At 42.1% G+C, this 18,750-nt stretch carries 25 protein-coding genes; 19 read left to right on the top strand and 6 right to left on the bottom strand.

The genetic code is table 11. The features are described from left to right. Positions 1-103: 103 nt before the first annotated feature. On the top strand, positions 104-547 hold the full coding sequence (locus ACJJIQ_RS02770; RefSeq protein WP_444927111.1) for a hypothetical protein: 444 nt from the start codon (positions 104-106) through the stop codon (positions 545-547). A gap of 83 nt (positions 548-630) precedes the next feature. Further along, positions 631-1,023, top strand: coding sequence for a contact-dependent growth inhibition system immunity protein (locus ACJJIQ_RS02765; RefSeq protein WP_445363639.1), 393 nt, complete (start codon positions 631-633; stop codon positions 1,021-1,023). A gap of 86 nt (positions 1,024-1,109) precedes the next feature. On the opposite strand, the gene ACJJIQ_RS02760 is transcribed toward ACJJIQ_RS02765, so the two are convergent. Further along, on the bottom strand, positions 1,110-1,202 hold the full coding sequence (locus tag ACJJIQ_RS02760; protein WP_445363638.1) for a DUF2759 family protein: 93 nt from the start codon (positions 1,200-1,202) through the stop codon (positions 1,110-1,112). Positions 1,203-1,221: 19 nt separating this feature from the next. Here ACJJIQ_RS02760 and ACJJIQ_RS02755 point away from each other — a divergent pair, with 19 nt between their 5' ends. From ACJJIQ_RS02755 to ACJJIQ_RS02745, 3 genes are all read left to right on the top strand, one after another. After that, positions 1,222-1,572, top strand: coding sequence for a hypothetical protein (locus ACJJIQ_RS02755; protein WP_445363637.1), 351 nt, complete (start codon positions 1,222-1,224; stop codon positions 1,570-1,572). Between the two features lie 94 nt (positions 1,573-1,666). Continuing rightward, a complete protein-coding gene (locus ACJJIQ_RS02750) occupies positions 1,667-1,852 on the top strand; it encodes a hypothetical protein (RefSeq protein WP_445363636.1) in 186 nt (61 codons plus the stop codon). Further along, positions 1,843-2,304: a hypothetical protein gene (locus tag ACJJIQ_RS02745; protein WP_445363635.1), complete on the top strand. Its 462-nt coding sequence runs from the start codon at positions 1,843-1,845 to the stop codon at positions 2,302-2,304. The genes ACJJIQ_RS02750 and ACJJIQ_RS02745 overlap by 10 nt, the downstream gene beginning before the upstream one ends. Before the next feature lie 410 nt (positions 2,305-2,714). Here the strand turns inward: ACJJIQ_RS02745 and ACJJIQ_RS02740 are convergent, their stop codons facing one another. The 3 genes from ACJJIQ_RS02740 to ACJJIQ_RS02730 all read right to left on the bottom strand — a co-directional run bounded on the left by ACJJIQ_RS02740 (position 2,715) and on the right by ACJJIQ_RS02730 (position 4,578). Further along, positions 2,715-3,389, bottom strand: a complete 675-nt coding sequence (locus ACJJIQ_RS02740; RefSeq protein ID WP_445363634.1) for an ArsR/SmtB family transcription factor — start codon at positions 3,387-3,389, stop codon at positions 2,715-2,717. Between the two features lie 165 nt (positions 3,390-3,554). After that, complete coding sequence (locus ACJJIQ_RS02735) at positions 3,555-3,761, bottom strand: hypothetical protein (protein ID WP_445363633.1); 207 nt, start codon at positions 3,759-3,761, stop codon at positions 3,555-3,557. Between the two features lie 655 nt (positions 3,762-4,416). After that, positions 4,417-4,578, bottom strand: a complete 162-nt coding sequence (locus ACJJIQ_RS02730; RefSeq protein WP_445363632.1) for a transposase — start codon at positions 4,576-4,578, stop codon at positions 4,417-4,419. 148 nt (positions 4,579-4,726) lie between these two features. On the opposite strand from ACJJIQ_RS02730, the gene ACJJIQ_RS02725 reads away from it, so the two are divergent. The 13 genes from ACJJIQ_RS02725 to ACJJIQ_RS02665 all read left to right on the top strand — a co-directional run bounded on the left by ACJJIQ_RS02725 (position 4,727) and on the right by ACJJIQ_RS02665 (position 14,542). Next, a complete protein-coding gene (locus tag ACJJIQ_RS02725) occupies positions 4,727-5,059 on the top strand; it encodes an NIPSNAP family protein (protein ID WP_444927106.1) in 333 nt (110 codons plus the stop codon). Positions 5,060-5,061: 2 nt separating this feature from the next. After that, complete coding sequence (locus tag ACJJIQ_RS02720; RefSeq protein WP_444927105.1) at positions 5,062-5,361, top strand: antibiotic biosynthesis monooxygenase family protein; 300 nt, start codon at positions 5,062-5,064, stop codon at positions 5,359-5,361. Between the two features lie 28 nt (positions 5,362-5,389). Beyond that, entirely contained in the window at positions 5,390-6,022 is a 633-nt protein-coding gene (locus ACJJIQ_RS02715; protein WP_445363631.1) for a LysE family translocator, read from the top strand. 1,064 nt (positions 6,023-7,086) lie between these two features. After that, positions 7,087-7,410: a serine hydrolase domain-containing protein gene (locus tag ACJJIQ_RS02710; RefSeq protein ID WP_445363630.1), complete on the top strand. Its 324-nt coding sequence runs from the start codon at positions 7,087-7,089 to the stop codon at positions 7,408-7,410. 57 nt (positions 7,411-7,467) lie between these two features. Continuing rightward, on the top strand, positions 7,468-8,409 hold the full coding sequence (locus tag ACJJIQ_RS02705; RefSeq protein WP_445362153.1) for an IS1595 family transposase: 942 nt from the start codon (positions 7,468-7,470) through the stop codon (positions 8,407-8,409). A 454-nt stretch (positions 8,410-8,863) separates the two neighbouring features. Continuing rightward, a complete protein-coding gene (locus ACJJIQ_RS02700) occupies positions 8,864-9,295 on the top strand; it encodes an MAPEG family protein (protein ID WP_445363629.1) in 432 nt (143 codons plus the stop codon). 88 nt (positions 9,296-9,383) lie between these two features. Next, positions 9,384-9,764: a hypothetical protein gene (locus tag ACJJIQ_RS02695; RefSeq protein ID WP_445363628.1), complete on the top strand. Its 381-nt coding sequence runs from the start codon at positions 9,384-9,386 to the stop codon at positions 9,762-9,764. Between the two features lie 532 nt (positions 9,765-10,296). Next, a complete protein-coding gene (locus ACJJIQ_RS02690; RefSeq protein WP_445363627.1) occupies positions 10,297-10,623 on the top strand; it encodes a hypothetical protein in 327 nt (108 codons plus the stop codon). Between the two features lie 127 nt (positions 10,624-10,750). Next, complete coding sequence (locus ACJJIQ_RS02685; protein WP_445363626.1) at positions 10,751-10,996, top strand: VF530 family protein; 246 nt, start codon at positions 10,751-10,753, stop codon at positions 10,994-10,996. 569 nt (positions 10,997-11,565) lie between these two features. After that, positions 11,566-12,336 carry an alpha/beta hydrolase gene (locus tag ACJJIQ_RS02680; RefSeq protein ID WP_445363625.1) on the top strand — a complete coding sequence of 257 codons (771 nt, stop codon included), beginning with the start codon at positions 11,566-11,568 and terminating at the stop codon, positions 12,334-12,336. Positions 12,337-12,843: 507 nt separating this feature from the next. Beyond that, entirely contained in the window at positions 12,844-13,314 is a 471-nt protein-coding gene (locus ACJJIQ_RS02675) for a hypothetical protein (protein WP_445363624.1), read from the top strand. 90 nt (positions 13,315-13,404) lie between these two features. After that, positions 13,405-14,163 carry a hypothetical protein gene (locus ACJJIQ_RS02670; RefSeq protein WP_445363623.1) on the top strand — a complete coding sequence of 253 codons (759 nt, stop codon included), beginning with the start codon at positions 13,405-13,407 and terminating at the stop codon, positions 14,161-14,163. Between the two features lie 28 nt (positions 14,164-14,191). Beyond that, positions 14,192-14,542 carry a hypothetical protein gene (locus tag ACJJIQ_RS02665; protein ID WP_445363622.1) on the top strand — a complete coding sequence of 117 codons (351 nt, stop codon included), beginning with the start codon at positions 14,192-14,194 and terminating at the stop codon, positions 14,540-14,542. Positions 14,543-14,792: 250 nt separating this feature from the next. Here ACJJIQ_RS02665 and ACJJIQ_RS02660 read toward each other — a convergent pair whose 3' ends face one another. Beyond that, positions 14,793-15,818 (bottom strand): IS630 family transposase, encoded by a 1,026-nt coding sequence (locus tag ACJJIQ_RS02660; protein ID WP_445362554.1) that lies wholly within the window; start codon positions 15,816-15,818, stop codon positions 14,793-14,795. A gap of 164 nt (positions 15,819-15,982) precedes the next feature. Next, positions 15,983-17,008 (bottom strand): IS630 family transposase, encoded by a 1,026-nt coding sequence (locus tag ACJJIQ_RS02655; protein WP_445362554.1) that lies wholly within the window; start codon positions 17,006-17,008, stop codon positions 15,983-15,985. A gap of 227 nt (positions 17,009-17,235) precedes the next feature. Here ACJJIQ_RS02655 and ACJJIQ_RS02650 point away from each other — a divergent pair, with 227 nt between their 5' ends. After that, positions 17,236-18,177, top strand: a complete 942-nt coding sequence (locus ACJJIQ_RS02650) for an IS1595 family transposase (RefSeq protein ID WP_445362153.1) — start codon at positions 17,236-17,238, stop codon at positions 18,175-18,177. Positions 18,178-18,750: the final 573 nt, after the last annotated feature.

Here is an 18,750-nt window from a genome sequence, read left to right as displayed (position 1 = left end):
TTGCTTTGTGTATCAGAGCTAACAAGGGTGTGAAAAATCGCCCGCAAAAAACGCGGGCTGGACTCGCTAACGCTCGCCTTTTACACCGGCGTTAAATGCTTCTATGAATAAAGTTGAGAGTACATTCAAACTTACAAAGGAAGGTAAGCTTCCTTCCCGAAGTAATATGGAATGTGAGAAGCACGGTATTTACGCATTCCTACACAAGGGTTCAGTTATACGCTTCGGGGAGAGTGCGTCAGGGTTTGATCGGATTAGAAAAGGTTTCAATCATCAGCTTCGCAAGGCCAACGGAAAGAAGAATTACCTAGCCTACCATTTCAGAGAAGGGTTCAAAGATGAAGAAATTGAAGTTCGTTATTATTCTGTAAATCGGTTATTGGATTTACCTGAAGAACGAAGAGCAATAGAAGCCGAGCTAGCTTACCAATTTAGGGTGAAAACCGGCGCATGGCCAAGAGTAATGGTTGAAATTCATTTTTCTAATAACATGTGTAAGAACAGCACTATTTTTGTAAACCGTGTGCTGGAAGACTTATGCATTTAACAAGCAAAGGCAGCATTGCCCTGCGGGCTGGACTCGCTAACGCGCGCCGCTGCTTTGGGCGTTATGGCCCTTAAAGGATTATCGTGGATCTATCAAAATCTCTCGAAGAACTACACAAAGAAAAATGGGGCAGGCCTGACTTTGGCTCAAGTCTAGCCGCTGAATGTCGCCGTTTATGGTCAGTTCCTTTAGCGGAACTTTCGGTCGAAAACCTACGCATACTAATTGGTCAAAAAATTGGTTTAAGGTTTCTGGTTCCCGTTGCTCTTGATATTCTTGCTGTAAACCCATTGGCCGAAGGTGACATGTACAAAGGAGATTTACTGGCAAATATTGCTGTTATGCCTGATAACTTTTGGCAGCAGTATCCAGAGTTCAACAACCAACTCGTAGAAATCAAAAGCGAATTAGAAATAATAATGGGTACAATCACAGAAGAGCTTATTCCACCTTTGAACTCTCGAGTTTACAAATAAATGAGCCACAACAAGGCGCGCAATGCTCGGCCAACAAGCTGGCCTGGACTGTCACTGCTACGCAGCGCCAGCCCATTCGCTTGGCGTTAACGGCTTGAGAGAGTCATGAAACTGAACCACCCAAAAAGCGCGATGGCTTTTGAGCCAAATCCAGGATGGCTTCTCGGTCCATTTGACATTTATGATCGAGAGGAGTCTTTGGGGGAAAAGCTCAACAAGTATGATCCGCTTGAGTCCGATCAGCTACAAAGTTTATTTGATGAATACTTCTTTAAAGAATGTGGGTACACAACTAAGCATAAAGCAGCGATGGTTAAGTGTCTTGTTGAAGCACTGAGCGATGATGTATACGATTTTTCAATACACCTGCCCAACTATGAGGATGAAGAGAACTATTTTTTCCTTCCATCGAGTTGGGAGTTTTCTCGACCTAGGTATATTTTTGAACAAGCATATATAGCTTCAATTAGGCACTGGGGCAGTGAAGTAAAAAAGACAGGTATGGAGCTTCCTGACGCTGACCAGTTGGGAATCATAAAATGCAGTTAACAAGTGCAGGCACGATCGCACCTTCGGTGCTGGACCTTCGCGGCTCCGGCCCGTGCTGCAGGGCGTTAGGCATCCAAATAGAGGGAGAATAACTATGGATTCAGAGCTAAAGCAAATAGTTGAGGCGGCTCTCAGTAATGGGTTGTCTGCCGGAATTTTTGTGACTTGTATAGCAGGATTAATTGGAGCTGCAATTGGCAGCTATCTCAGCGCATATCTTAAAACGCGGGTGAACAAAAGAGAATTGCGGAAAAATACGACGAGATATTATTGCAGCTAAATACTCAAACAAAGATGACTGAATCAATAAAATTTAATTTTAACAAAGAGGTTGAAAGCATCAAGCATAAATTGGCACTAAATGCAGAAGAAATTAGAAAGATGGAGGAATTAAAGCTTGGTGCTTATGTGGATTTTGTTAGAGCTTCATCTGGTATAGCAATGGCACAACGATTTCGAGACAAAGAATCCGAGCATCAATCAATGGCACTATTACTTGATTCAAAAATAAGAATCGGTATTTACGGAGATTCTGATGTTGCTAAAGCAGTAGGTGAGTTTTTTGAAGAATATGGCAATTTTACGAAGCTTGAGGACAGAAGAGCTTTCACAAACCTAATGTTAACTATGAGAAATAACGCATTGGGATCGATCCAGGATTGTGATCGTAGATCTATTAGCCAAATTTTGTTCTCTGAAGCTATAGAGTCTGAGTTAGAAACCACTGCCTAACAATCGGTTGCTTAGGACAGTCTAAAGCTCCGCTGAACTCCACTTTAGCCTGCCTAAGAATCGGGCGTTATAGCTACACAGTAGCCAAGCAAGGAGATATAAATGGCTTATATAGAGCAACACTTCGGACACTTTTATGCCGCGATTGCTCCGTAATCACTGTAGCGATCATAAATATAGCTGACTTTTTCACAATTTCGGTCCGGGCCTAAGCTTTATGGGATCTAGATGCCAACCACTCCAATCCACCAACTCCAAATAGTGGCCCATCTGAAAGGTAAACCTTTTGGCATATTTAAGCGCTCATATCCCACAAACGGCAGCAAACTATTGGGCTGCTCAGCGGTGATTGCAGAGCGAATACGCAGTTGAATAGAGGTGAGTCGTGCAAACCGCGTAAATGCATAGGATCAAAATTCATATTGTTTTCTAAACTTTTTTAGCCCCTGTGGCGTAAATTGAATAGCTCTGGAATCTAGATCCTGTTTAGCCCATCCTGTCTTTATTGCACTTTCTAACACCCACTGCCCTAAATGCCCTGCTAGGTGACTCCGTCTTTCACTCCAATCTAAACAAGATTTGCACAAAGGTCTTTTTCCATTACTGAACAAATTAAAATCTACTCCCAACCTACTGAAGCTAGATTGCCCTCTGTCCGTTAATTCGACATACTCGTCAACTTCTTTTATCCAGCTATTATTAATTAGAGCATCAAATAATTCTACACCAAGCTCACCTGCCAAATGATCGTAACAAATTCGAGACTTTCTCAATCTATTATTAGACGGCCCTGTAACAACACTAACATCAGAAACAAGAGGGCTAAGATTTAGCAATTGTTCAATCAGATCTGCAACTTGTTTATTCTTGAGCTGGAAGTATTTGTGTCTACCTTGCTTCCTAACTTGTAGCAATTCCCCTTCAAGTAATTTGGTAAGGTGGCTGCTAGCCGTTTGAGGCGTGACGTCAGCTACAACAGAGAGTTCAGTTGCAGTAAGGGCTTTACCACTCATTAACCCAATAAGCATTTTAGAGCGAGCTACATCTCCAATTAAACTTCCTATGTATGCAATGTTGGGTTCCATGTTTTCGGTATTTTTTAAGATAGTTGTCGCCTTTCTTTGTTATGCAGCGGCCTAAATTTTCGGTTCTATTCTCTGTGGACTTACGGCCACTGATTCTACCGGCCTCCAGTTCCTTATATTTCCCGACCAGCGTGATGGATTTCTCTCACGCGCTAACAGGTAGACCTAATCGCGATTCAACAGTAGACCTGCATCCTTGCCTGCATATCGGTCTACCGGAGTGACATAGCGGATGCCATTGTGCAAATGCTCATGGTTGTACCAGCGCAATCGGGACACAATTGTCAGAGTGCAGTACTGGAGGGCTAGTAAAGCACTGCTCTCGGAGTACGGCCCTTTCGCTGTATGTTCACCAGATTCACACTCATGCATCCCCCAGGCCACTCCCTTGCCGCTTTAGATATCCCTCACCAGATACAAGTAGTAATATTGCCCCTTAACTCTCGATGACAGATAAGTTATACCCCACGACCAAACCTGGTTAGGTACTTCTGCTACATCAGCGGCGACAGTTTGCCAATCTTCTTCCGCCAGCCTATTTTTCGGCATTGGGCGTTGCGCACTGGGGCGAAGATCTTCCTCTGATGTCCCTTCGCCTCTCCAGCGCGGTAAAGTGCGCAGACTGATGCCGGCCTAATTACAAGCTGGGGCTTTACGGGCACCGGCTGCCACAGCTTCTTCGATCCAGCCCATAAGTTGACGCCGCTCTGGGGCCGGGGTCAATCGTCCCCGCTGTCTACCTCTCCCCTGAGGGCATTCAACTATTTTCTAAGTGCCAGCAGCGCCGCTGTCTCAGCTAACCCTTTCTCCTTGCGCCTGAGATCCCGCTCCAACCCCTTCGCCTCTTCCTGTTCCCCCTTGCGGCTATCTGCATCAGATAGCGTCCGCCTGTTATCCAGGCCTGTGCCAGTTCAGGGTACAACCCCTTGCTACGACAGTAGTCACTTAGCTCAGCCTCACTGAGCCTTGCAGTTTCAACGACGAGAGCAAACTTGGCTTCTACCGACAAATTTCACCCTGCTTACCACTACCCGGCACAGCCCCCCTTTTCTTTGGCTTCATGCCGCCAATTGCACAAGGTGGCTTCACTAATGCCTTCCTCCCTAGCAACTTCTGGAATAGACCGGTTATCCGGTGGCAGTAGTTTCTTAAGTACTGAAGCTTTGCGCTCTATTAAGTAACGTGGCATCTGCTCCTCTTACCATCCCCTCACTTACTTTTCCATTTTAAAGAAGCGATAGCTATCCTGACACAGCGGACTTCTTCCACGCTACGACCACCGTCGAAGTATTATCCTTTAATTAGAAATAGACTTCAAAAAACATAGGAGATTAACATTGAAAATCACTTGCTTTATTGAATACCAGATCGATCCATTCAGCCTAGATAAATTTGAAGAATATGCTGATAGGTGGGGAACAATTATCCCTGAATGTGGCGGTGAACTCTTGGGCTACTTTTTACCTCACGAAGGCACTAATGATACAGCTTATGGATTAATTAGCTTTGATTCATTAGCTCAATATGAAGCTTATAGAGTGAGATTGCGTCAGTCTGCCCTTGGTAAGGGTAATTTTGAATACGCTCAAAGGGAGGCATTTATCCTAAAAGAAAAACGTACGTTTTTGCGTGCAGTGCCGTCTACCTACATGCAACAAGCGAAGAGGTAACAATGATAGCAGTGATTTTTGAGGTCATACCAAATCCAGAAGGTAGAAATAGCTACTTTGATATTGCAGGGCTACTAAAACCAGCGCTTTCTGAGATTGAAGGGTTTATTTCAGTGGAGAGGTTCCAGAGTCTATCTAATAAGGATAAATATTTATCGCTTTCATTTTGGGAGGATGAAGCCGCAGTTACTCAATGGAAGATGAATACAGAGCATCAGTTGGCGCAAAGTAAAGGTAAGCATGAACTATTCAATAAATTCAGAATTCGCGTTGGTAGCATCCTCAGAGATTATGGAACCTAAACTGATTACATAGTGGTAATAATATAAAATGAATATTGAACTTGTTCTTGGCTATTGCGCGATCATTGCTGTATTACTGATCTCTCCCGGCCCATCAGTACTTCTATCAATTAATAATGGCATCAATTACGGAAAGAAAATCGCTGCTATTGGTGTTTTGGGCAATGTATTTGCTTTTCAGATATTAACTTTAATTGGTGCCAGCGGTCTAGGAATCGCCCTAACAACATTCACAGGCACATTGATAGCAATTCAATTAATTGGTGCCGGCTATCTTTGTTATTTGGGTTTAAAAATACTCTCATCCCCTGCGATCAAGCTGAGTGCGAAAGGGGTTAAATCTACTTTTAAGCCATCCCCTTGGAAAATATTTAGGCAGGCTTTTCTAGTCACATCATTAAACCCAAAAGCACTTATCTTTATTATTGCACTACTACCTCAATTTATAACGGATTCAGAAAAGCTCACACCACAAATTGCAATACTATGCATTATTAGTGCTTCGATTCATTTTGCAATTTATTTTGGTTATGCCCTTCTTGCCGAGAATGTTGCACAAATATCAAGCAGCGATTTAGGGAGAAAAGTATTTGATAGATTAAGTGGTATTACTTTTTTGATTTTCGGTATTGGTCTAGCATCAACCAATATTGCAAATTAAAAACATTGTAGATTTTCATTCTGCAATCAGAATGCGTGAAACTTAAATAGGCAAGCAACAAAAGGTCAGATATTCCATCTGGCCTTCACACAAGAAATAATGGGCAATCCCATACATTATGCTAAAAAGTCAATGGTGTATTGAAATAATCACAAATAGGACACCCATGTATCATGTGCCCATGAATCATGTGGGAGAGGGAGAAATCGGAAAAATAAAAAGCCATGCTCACCAGAGGAACATCGAGGCACAATTGTGCAGAGTATTTTGTCTATTTTTGGTGTCCAGGGCTTTCAGCACACAGGGCGAACGGGGATCGATCAACGGGATTAAAAATGATTCAATTTAGTTGAGATGAAGGGTAAGAGAGAAACTTCTGGCAATCATGCACACCTCGGGCCCAGCACTTATTCAATAAGTCACACGCTTTCCGTACTGCTTCAACCGACCCCACCAAACCTTTAAATCGATTTTTAAAATTTCGATTGAGGTAAAGCCAGTGCTCAGATGAAATACGCAGGCGTTCAAGTATAGGAGGGGTATTCTCAGCGATAGTGCCGCGCTTTCTGGGATCTAGATGCCGACCACTCCAATCCACCAACTCCACATAGTGGCCCAGCTGAAAAGGTAAACCTTTTTGGCATATTTAAGCGCTCATATCGCACTAACAACAGTAAATTTTTAGGTTGCTCAGCGGTGATTTCAGAGCGAATACGCAGTTGAATAAGGTGTAATCAGAGTCTTCAGGCGTTTTGGCAATATTAGCGCGGTTAAGGTTTAGGTCTACATAGGCCATACCGGATGTCATAGGACTAATATTTTTGCAGAACAGCTTCATCAGAAAAAAATTAATGAAATACAACAAGTTACAAAGGTAGCCTTTATTTGGGATAATAGTCAAATTGACTATTTTTATATTCGGTACAGTCGACCCAATATTAGGTAATTTTTTGACTTAAGTAATGCTTTCTGATCACGACGTCGGATTGATTCCAGAGTAGCAATCAGGATAATAGTGATCACGATGATTACTATATATCTGTTAAGTCTCACGAGGTAGCCTAGTGTATAAATTAATTTTAATAGTACTTTTGCTCATCTCCTCTAGCGTACTTGCCAATAAAGCAAGTGTTCATGATGAGCTGACGCTTACCCTAGAAAATATTCGGGTGAAAAATGATATCCCATCTATGTCTGTAGCAGTAATCACATCTGGCGAAGTAACTTACATCAAAGGTTTCGGCTTTATTGATGAAGAGCAGAAAAAACCTACAGACTCAGAGTCATTGTTTCGTACAGCTTCAATTTCCAAGCTATTTACTGCTCAAGCTACAATGCAATTAGTAGAGAATAATAAGATAGATCTACCTAATTACCACTCTTGCTAAGTTATGCGTAACTGTATATAAATACAGCTATCTCGTTGATCTGCAAGGGAATACGCCATGGCTCGCAACAAGGTACAGTTTCAGAAGGGTATTAGTTTGACCCAATTCCTCAAAATGTACGGCAGCGAGGAACAGTGCTTCGATGCACTGTCGCAGTGGCGTTGGCCCAATGGCTTTAGTTGTCCTCACTGCGGGCATGACAAGCATTGCGACCTCGCTTATCGCAAGCTTAAGCAATGTAACCATTGTCGGCGTCAGACATCGATTACCTCTCGTACAATTTTTGACTCCACGAAGCTCCCCCTCACCACCTGGTTTCTCGGTATTTTCCTGATTACTCAGGATAAGAAGGGCATTTCCTCTATGGAGCTATCTCGACATCTAGGTATCTCTTACAACGCAGCATGGCGTATGAAGCAGAAACTCATGCAAGTGATGATGGAGCGAGACCAACGATACAAACTGTCCGGTTTTATTGAACTAGATGATGCCTATCTCGGTGGTGAGCGTACTGGATGCAAGCCCGGGCGCGGAGCCAAGGGTAAAACTCCCTTTGTGGCGGCCGTTGAAACAACCAAGGAGGGACGCCCAACCCGTATTAAGCTCTCAATTATCAAGGGCTTCAAAAGCAGTGAAATTTCAACCTGGAGTAAAAAGTACCTTTGCAGTGGCAGCACAGTCATCTCAGATGGTCTTCCATGCTTCAATGCCATTAAGGAGGCCGGTTGTGTACATGACAAAATTGTTTGTGGTGGTGGCCGAGCTTCTGTTGAAGAGCCTGAGTTCTATTGGGTAAATACAGTACTTGGTAATTTAAAGAGTGCGCTACGTAGCACTTACCATGCTATTAGGCCGAAATATGCACAGCGCTATTTGGCAGAATTTCAATATCGCTTTAATCGGAGGTTTGATTTGTCGGCACTCATTCCAAGATTGATTTACGTCTCTCTTCGGACACCACCGATGCCAGAAAGGTTGCTAAAAATTGGCTTAGCATAAGTGGTAATTAGGTAAAATTATGCTGTTTGGTTCTCAACCATACAATGCTCCATACACTACCGAAGAGCTTGTTATTTTGTTTTTTACATGTGCCTTTAGCTATCTCTGGTCAGGCTTTATAATCTCCAAAATATCCCGAAAAGGCAAATTGCTTAATCCGATTATCGTCTCTTCAATAATATTGGTATTAGCTCTCTTTCCTGCTCGTGAAGTACCCTTTTGGTATATTTTACTATCTGGTTTTCTAGCGCCACCACTTTTCTACTATGGTGCTAATTTCCATCTGAGAAGGCTAGCCAGGTGCTCAAGCAAAGAGGTCGTAAACGGCGCTGCTTAACTTGGCGTTGGGCCTGCAGCCTTACACGGGACGACCAACGCTCCAGCTGCTCCTGTTGTGGTCATTATGCTCTGTTCAGCTCTCTAACATCAGTAAATAATAAAAAGGAATCAACGAATGATTGAAGGTGCCCAAATAATTCAGCCTGTAATTGCCTTGATAGCTTGGTCAATGGTTATGTGGTTGTGGATGTACGCAACAAGATTGCCTGCTGTAAAGAAAGCTAAATTAAAGCTTGATCCGAATGCACCTCGCGGAGAGCAAATGTCAACCCTGCCTCCCCATGTTCGTTGGAAAGCTGATAATTATAATCATCTCATGGAGCAACCAACTATTTTCTATGCTTTGGCAATATCACTTGCCCTCCTTGGTGCAGGAGATGGTATAAATTATATTCTGGCATGGGCATATGTCGCTATTCGAGTAATTCATAGCATTGTGCAAGCAACTTTCAACAAAATTGAAATCAGGTTTTTAATATTTGCACTATCAAACATTCCATTAATAGCCTTAACAGTGAGCGCTTTGCGAACCACATTTATGCAATAAAACCAGTAGGCGTCACAAAACGTCGGCGTTCGGCAGCAAGCTGCCCGGGACGCCTACGGCGCCCCACAACTTCGTGTTAGCATCGTATATGAAAGTACATATACCTTATGAAGAAAGATCTGGAAGAAATCCGGATTTTGTAGTCAAGTACAAGATAGACTTATCTGAAGAGAATAAAAATGCCAAGCCGGGACAAGGAATGAGAGTGGATTTTCTTTATAACGGGGATGATCCGCAAGTTGAAGGTATACACATGATCTGGCCAGAGATTCTTGATGAAGATGGCAGAGTCATAAGGGATACTACTCCGGGCAATATTCCCAATGAAGGCTTTGCCAATATGTGGATATTAAATGAAGAGCGCCGTGAGCATCACCATAAAAGGCTTAAGATTGGTACAAAAGGGACTTGGTGGCGCGGTGGTCGCATTGCAAATGTCACGGTAGTTCAGATCAATGCTGTTAAATAGCACTTACAAATTGTGGCACAATCGCCCACATAGGATACAGGCTGGACTCGCTACACGTCGCTCCACTCGCCTGTGTATAAGGCGTTAAAAGTTATGAAGTTAATCGCAGCATTAATTTTGACTGCTCTATCTTCTAGTGCCTTATCATATCAGGCACTTTCAACGGCCGTCAGTGCTCTATTGGAGTCAGGAAGTACAGATAGATTTGTTCACGTCGGAAACAGCACACAGTCAGAATTCAATAAGCGGCGAAGTATTGCTTCATCATGCGCCCTCAACATTCTAGAAGGTGATGGTAGCGCTAGCAATCATGCTCTTATTATCTGCCCTGGCTTTAGAGCTCTCGGCGTTCGTTTAAAACCTGAAGAGTCCGGCAAATACCATATATTGGGTTACTGGTCCCAGTGAGCTTTTAACAAGTTGCTGAATCCCACCACCTATACTCCGTTCGCTTTGTGCTATACGCTACGCTAGCACAAAGCAGCTCCATTCCAGCGACACCTGTGCAAGGCGTTATGCGTAAGGAAGAATCGTGGATGTAACTACACTGAGAGAAAAGCAGGAAGAGTTTTTTCAGTCAGGTAAAATCAACAAGGCTGAATACAATGAGCTCTCATCGATTCACCAGAGGATATCTGAAATGTCATCGAAGGCTGAAATTAGCCCAGAGGAAGCTGACAAGATAGGTGAACTATTGCAATCTAGCTCAAACATTCTATTAAAAGATGCTATCGAAATAGATACCACCTTTACTCAAAAGTTAACAAAACGAAGTAATCAAAGATTCAAACAATTTATCACTATATTACTTATATCCACATTTATTAGTATATCAATTATAATTATTAAAGGGCTTTAAACACATAATAAGTTAAGGGGAAGGACTTGCAAGCCTGTCACCTAATTTTATTTGCGATTACGTGCCAATTTCATCAGCCCATGTTCACAGCATTATGCGCCATTAAACATAGAGTATTAATTGAAAAATGAGTAAAGATCAACCAAATAATCCGCTACACGGTATTACTCTTGAGAAAGTTGTTACACGTTTGCAGGAACATTATGGCTGGGATGGTTTGGCAGATAGGATCAATATCAATTGCTTTAAGAGCGACCCATCAATTAAGTCTTCGCTCAAGTTTTTACGCAAAACCCAGTGGGCAAGAGATAAAGTCGAGGATTTGTACATCTCAACTTTTGAAAATAACTCTCCGTGGACTAATCGTAAATAAGCACTATTTGGTAACCACATAGATGTCACTGTGATTAGGCAGGGATAGGCGCATAAATCGGGTAGCCGGTAGTTTTAGCTACCGGCCCCCACACCACATATCGTGCCAGTTCGCAATGGTCGCTAGTGGGTTGGGCCTATTTATTAATCAGTGTCCACGCTGACAGCCTCATAGCAGCAGGCTAAACTGATCTCTCCAGATAAGAACGTAAACTTCACTACATAGCTGCATCATTTGCTCTACCCGTTAGGTCACCTGGCTTCAGTGTCCTTGGCCGCCTCCCCTCCAGGCTAAGCCTTATATGATTTTTCTGTTCGTTAGCTCATAGTCTTGCTAGCGACTTCCTCCCTACAAGACCTCATGGTGTTACAGTTGCCATTCGCTAGTAGTTAGCATTTAATGGTGATCTTCCTATATGGGGCTTTCACCCCATTAGTTCACGCCCATGCTGGGCGGGCGTACCAAGTCAAGGTTATCGGACGCTCCGCTCCGCAGCTTGAGGCATTAACTGCTTTATTAGCAATTTTACTTGCAAGTGGAAAGTCAAGAATACAAAAAGAGGAATTTCATTGAAAACTATATTCTCATTAGTAATATTCTTAATATTTACGACATTTGAAACTGTTGCTGAAGAAGTTGATACAAAAAAAGATTATCACACCTTTGTTTTGGTACATGGTGCTACAGGCGGTGGATGGGACTGGAAAGAGGTTGGTAAACAACTTAGCGCTAAAGGTCATACCGTCTACAGGCCAACACTGACGGGGTTAGGTGAGAGGCATCATCTTTCCTCTCCTGATATTAACTTAACCACACATATCAACGATATCGTTAACCTGATTACTTTTGAAAAATTGAAAAATGTGGTACTTGTAGGTCATAGCTATGGTGGAATGGTAATCACCGGAGTTATCGATCGTATTCCAGAGCGAATTCATCATGTTACATTTTTAGACGCGAAAGTACCTGAGGATGGCATGTCAATGATGGAGGGGCAGCCAATACCTGCGGAACATAAAGTGGTAAATGGTCAAGTTCACTTCTCATGGATTGATGTTAATTCCGAATTTCCACGAGATGTTACGCAGCCATTAAAAACACTTACGGAACCTGTATCGTATAAGAATCCTCTGGCCAAAAAACTTAATGTCACTTATGTAGCTTTTATTCCTGAGGGGGTGTCGAAAGCCGATAGAGCTAAAGATCCTTCTTGGCATCGGGCAGTAGAGCGGAAATGGACAATTCGTACATTTAATGGTGATCATGTGATTTATCGGGCCAAGCCCAAAGAATTTTCAGAGATGCTTGAAGAAACCGTAAACGATACAAATAATATTTAAATATAGTGAAGAGGATCATTTAAAGTCAAGACTGGACGAGTTGCATGAAAGAGTGGCTGAGCTTGAATCTCGTTTGGAAATATCTCTGAAGGTACAAAGGAAAGACAAAGGGTGATTGATAAAGGTTAATCAGATCTAAAGGTTTACCTCAAAGGCATATGGTATAAAACACTCTACACGAAGCTCCTTAAAACAATAAAGAAAATATTGAAGTCAAAAGAAGGTCGAGAAATGCCAGCAGATATAGCCAAGAAACTATTGCAGTAAATGTTTAACAATGTAAATTAAGCGGACAGCCTTGTCATTGTTTGTGGAGTTCAGGCTGTAGAAAACTAATGTATGTCTTTGCCTCCTCAAGCAGGATCGAATATCAACCATAAATGGTGATTCTACTTGAATTCTGATTTAGCCTTCACCGATAAGTAGGCTATTTCTCATATAAAAACAAAACACGAAAAGCGGGCTGAGTTTTCCTGCACCTTCATTAGCACTAATTTGGGACAACCAATGAAAACGACATTACTTTTACTGGTGTTACTTGTTCTTTGTGGATGCTCTAGTAACAAGGTAATTGATAGAACCGAAAACGGTGTACTCATAAATAGCCGAGAAAAAACAGATGGCGGTGTTTCGCTCATTTTTGCTTCAATCGACGGAAAAAAACTTCATCCCGGACCATGGACGGCGCCAATTGAGGCAATCTTTCCAGTTCCGCCAGGACGGAGAGATATTGGTGTAAGAGTTGTATTTACACCAGAAAAAACCACAGCGCAAAAAATAGGTTTTCAACCCCCTTTTCACTATGTCCTTGAGTCAAATACTGAGCTATTGGCCGAGGCAGGAAAATCGTACATGTTGAAAGCTAAAAGGAGTGGAAATTTAGCTACTTTCTGGATCGAGTCAGAATCTGGGGATATCGAGTCAGAGATTAAAACTGGCCCAGTGAAAAAAGTAACAATTATTCCAGTATTCTATTAAATTAGAATCTGTAGGTAACAGTGCTAACAAAGCACAACAGAAGGACAATTTTCTTTATGTGGGCAAGACCACACACAATAGGAGCATAGAGTGAAATTAAGAATTTTTATTATATGGTTCATAAGTAGTACTGCTTTCGCAAGTGAACACCTTGAACCTGAGGACTCTCAGTTTTCGAGAGAGTTCTTTGGCGGATATACGCATCTTGTCTTAAGTTATCTTGGTTCAGCATATGAAGAAGATGTAATAGTAAGGCTTATTGGATTCCCTTCCTTTTCTCCTGAATACGTCTTGGGTATAAAGCAAAATGATAAAGAAAATTATATATTTTTTGAGTCCCCTAAAATGCAATTATGGGGATACCAAATGATGCCTTTGATGGAAGAAGGTTCTGTGAAGGTTATGAATGATGAGGGTGAATTCGTTAAAGATGAAGCAGGGCTTAAAGAACTAGAGTCCCAGTACCCTAAATCTCCCCAAGAAATTCCACGAATAAGGTGTAAAAAAGAAATTCGTCAAGAGTTAGCAGATAAAATTCAGTATGTTTGGCAAGAAATGCTGTATGAAACAAGGTATCCACGAGATTTTTCTATGGGAGCAGACGGTCAAACTTACCACTTCTCAGCAAAAATGTTTGGAAACTTGAATTACGCTGGTAAGGTATGGTCACCTTCGCCAGAGAGCAAAACAGGTAAACTCGTTAGAATATCTGATTTAATGGTGGACTACTGTCTTGAAGGCAAGAGGAGAATTAGGAAAGAGCTAGAAAAAAAAGTAAGCACTTTTAAAGTAGAATTAGAAAACATTAACAAATCAATCCAATCGTCCGCTAACGCATCAGTTGATTGAAGTGTTTTAAGTATAAATAGGTGGGAAGATGTTACAGGCTGCAATAATTGCTTTGATATTGATAGGCATCTACAAGCTAATTGACAGAAACAAGGCACAAAGTAGTGATCCAGATATTGACTGGTGGGTTGCCTTTACCTTCGTTTTTGTACCTATGATTCTTATATTTATAATCAGCTTAGTAGTCATAGGAAATGCTTTTTCGGAGATCATTATTTTATCGGCCTATTCCTTATATTTTATTATTCCGTTTATCTATTTAAAGAAGATTCTAGGCTATTCAGCAAAAAAATCACTAAAGTATTCAGTATGGGTTCCAGTTACAGTGTTGGCTATAGAAATTCCATATACTTTGTTTTTCGGCCTACACAATGTTTAACAAGCTTGTGTTGTCGCCTCCGACTTGAACAGCCTACTGCATAGGTTCTCATAAAAAGGCGTTATGACCCATAGAAAATGAATATATTGCCGGGTATTGGAATAGGTAAAATTAGGTACGGCATGATAGAGAAAGAAGTCATTTCTTTCTTGGGCAAGCCAGATCGAGTTGAGGAATCCGAATATGTTGAAGGCAAAGGTGGTTGGCATAGAAAATTATGGTATTCGCATAGAAACTTAACATTTACTACCTAGGCAGCAGCAAAGAATACAGTCGACTCTTGAAAAAATGATTTCACAAGTTTTCTATTTTTCTTGATGCTCTGCAAATCTGCATTTGCACGACTCAGTAGTGTCTCACCTTTTTTCAGCGGCCTCTTTGAAGTCCCTATATTTCTCATATGATTCCAGACCAACTCATCTGGATTTAGGTTTGGTGCATATGGCGGTAAGAACACCATTTCAAGCTTTCCATCCTGTGAATCGACATACTCCAATACCTTTTTCGATTTGTGTACTGGGTGCCCATCAACAATGAGAATCACTGGTCTTTTCTGACTTCTCTGGAAATTTTTGAAGCATTCTACGCACTTTTCTGCCGTGAACTTTCCACTATAAATATGATACCAGAAGCCACCTCTATTCGATAAAGCTGAGATCGCATTGATTGACTGTCTTTGACCACTCGTTTTTACCACTGGAGTTTTTCCTTTTTCTCCCCATGTCCTTTGGAGTGGATCGTCTGATCTGATACTAGCCTCGTCCAGCCAAAATATTTCTGCACCAGTTTTTTTCGCATAAGATTTAATCTTTGGATAGACTTCCTTTACCCATTTATTCACCGCCTTCTCATCTCTCTCGTAAGCTCTTCGTAGAGGCTTTTGTGGCGTCAGGCCCAGTCGATGTAGAAGTGTGCCGACACTAGAAACGCTAAGTTCAATTTTGAATCTCTCAAAAATCAAATCCGATACGATCTGACGTGTCCACAATCCGAAATCAAAGCCATATTGCCTTGGATCGCCACCAATAATCCATCGTTTGACTTCCTCTTCTTCAATAGCTGACAGTTTTCTACCGCGTCCAGGTCTAATTTTTGGAGATAGCGCTTCAATACCTTTCTCCCGAGCAGTCCTTAACCATGGGAAAATAGTTCTGCTCCCCAGCCCTAAGCTACGACTAACCTCCGCCGCAGATTCTCCATCAAATACTCGCTGAACAGCAATTTTACGTATGAGGTGCTGCTCCTCAGTACTAAGTTTTCTGGCATCGTATTTCATGCAGTTTATATTACCAGGGTGTACTGATTATTTCTGCCCCGCTAGTATCTTCAATGATAATGATAACTTTCGCTTAGGTACAATAACAGTTATGGGAGCCGGATATTCATTATTTGAACAGCAACTATTTGGTTTCGGAATCAAAGAAATATCAAGGTTACTACCTAGGCAGCAGCAAAGAATACAGTCGACTCTTGAAAAAATGATTTCACAAGTTTTCTATTTTTCTTGATGCTCTGCAAATCTGCATTTGCACGACTCAGTAGTGTCTCACCTTTTTTCAGCGGCCTCTTTGAAGTCCCTATATTTCTCATATGATTCCAGACCAACTCATCTGGATTTAGGTTTGGTGCATATGGCGGTAAGAACACCATTTCAAGCTTTCCATCCTGTGAATCGACATACTCCAATACCTTTTTCGATTTGTGTACTGGGTGCCCATCAACAATGAGAATCACTGGTCTTTTCTGACTTCTCTGGAAATTTTTGAAGCATTCTACGCACTTTTCTGCCGTGAACTTTCCACTATAAATATGATACCAGAAGCCACCTCTATTCGATAAAGCTGAGATCGCATTGATTGACTGTCTTTGACCACTCGTTTTTACCACTGGAGTTTTTCCTTTTTCTCCCCATGTCCTTTGGAGTGGATCGTCTGATCTGATACTAGCCTCGTCCAGCCAAAATATTTCTGCACCAGTTTTTTTCGCATAAGATTTAATCTTTGGATAGACTTCCTTTACCCATTTATTCACCGCCTTCTCATCTCTCTCGTAAGCTCTTCGTAGAGGCTTTTGTGGCGTCAGGCCCAGTCGATGTAGAAGTGTGCCGACACTAGAAACGCTAAGTTCAATTTTGAATCTCTCAAAAATCAAATCCGATACGATCTGACGTGTCCACAATCCGAAATCAAAGCCATATTGCCTTGGATCGCCACCAATAATCCATCGTTTGACTTCCTCTTCTTCAATAGCTGACAGTTTTCTACCGCGTCCAGGTCTAATTTTTGGAGATAGCGCTTCAATACCTTTCTCCCGAGCAGTCCTTAACCATGGGAAAATAGTTCTGCTCCCCAGCCCTAAGCTACGACTAACCTCCGCCGCAGATTCTCCATCAAATACTCGCTGAACAGCAATTTTACGTATGAGGTGCTGCTCCTCAGTACTAAGTTTTCTGGCATCGTATTTCATGCAGTTTATATTACCAGGGTGTACTGATTATTTCTGCCCCGCTAGTAATAGCTAAACATACTGGAGAGATAGCAAAACTAGAAGACTGGTCTTCCGAAGGGCTTCCAGATCATAAATGCTTAATTCATGATGGTTTAGGTATAATGTTTCCTAATTACCACTCTTGCTAAGTTATGCGTAACTGTATATAAATACAGCTATCTCGTTGATCTGCAAGGGAATACGCCATGGCTCGCAACAAGGTACAGTTTCAGAAGGGTATTAGTTTGACCCAATTCCTCAAAATGTACGGCAGCGAGGAACAGTGCTTCGATGCACTGTCGCAGTGGCGTTGGCCCAATGGCTTTAGTTGTCCTCACTGCGGGCATGACAAGCATTGCGACCTCGCTTATCGCAAGCTTAAGCAATGTAACCATTGTCGGCGTCAGACATCGATTACCTCTCGTACAATTTTTGACTCCACGAAGCTCCCCCTCACCACCTGGTTTCTCGGTATTTTCCTGATTACTCAGGATAAGAAGGGCATTTCCTCTATGGAGCTATCTCGACATCTAGGTATCTCTTACAACGCAGCATGGCGTATGAAGCAGAAACTCATGCAAGTGATGATGGAGCGAGACCAACGATACAAACTGTCCGGTTTTATTGAACTAGATGATGCCTATCTCGGTGGTGAGCGTACTGGATGCAAGCCCGGGCGCGGAGCCAAGGGTAAAACTCCCTTTGTGGCGGCCGTTGAAACAACCAAGGAGGGACGCCCAACCCGTATTAAGCTCTCAATTATCAAGGGCTTCAAAAGCAGTGAAATTTCAACCTGGAGTAAAAAGTACCTTTGCAGTGGCAGCACAGTCATCTCAGATGGTCTTCCATGCTTCAATGCCATTAAGGAGGCCGGTTGTGTACATGACAAAATTGTTTGTGGTGGTGGCCGAGCTTCTGTTGAAGAGCCTGAGTTCTATTGGGTAAATACAGTACTTGGTAATTTAAAGAGTGCGCTACGTAGCACTTACCATGCTATTAGGCCGAAATATGCACAGCGCTATTTGGCAGAATTTCAATATCGCTTTAATCGGAGGTTTGATTTGTCGGCACTCATTCCAAGATTGATTTACGTCTCTCTTCGGACACCACCGATGCCAGAAAGGTTGCTAAAAATTGGCTTAGCATAAGTGGTAATTAGGTAATGTTTTGGTTTGATTACAATTACCTTGCAGAAATGCAGTGTAGCTATCTATTTGAGCCGGACAACGAGACTGTTATATGGCCAGTAAAGTCATAACAAATTTAGCCAGCATCGGTAAGCCAAAAAAGTAACTGGGCTGGACCTTACTTCGTTCGGCCTATGCTAAAGGCGTTAAGCACCGACAATATACGGATCAATAATGAAGCCTGATGAAAGATGGAAAAAGATTCGATCTAAAGGTTCGTTTCATTTTACTTTAACTAGAGGTCTATTTGGGGGCGGTTGTTTACTATTTATTAATGGGTTTCTATCAAGGCAGATGATCTATAACCAACCCATTCTCACTATGGATACATTTTGGTCAGTAATAGGTATTTTGGCTGTTGGGTTTCTCTTGGCAGGTGTAATCTGGTCTATTAATGAGTCAAGATACAATGGGCCCAGAACCTAGATCACATAGCCGGTAGCTTCTAGCTACCGGCCCCCACACCACCCATCGTGCGGGTTAGAGATGGGCAGCTCCCAATCAGCAATAAAACTCTATTCAAAAATATTGTCG

This window comes from Microbulbifer maximicatervae (SeqCode) (assembly GCF_052468295.1).
The sequence above is the reverse complement of the archived record's forward strand: the minus strand, read 5'-3'. Positions and strand labels throughout refer to the sequence as shown.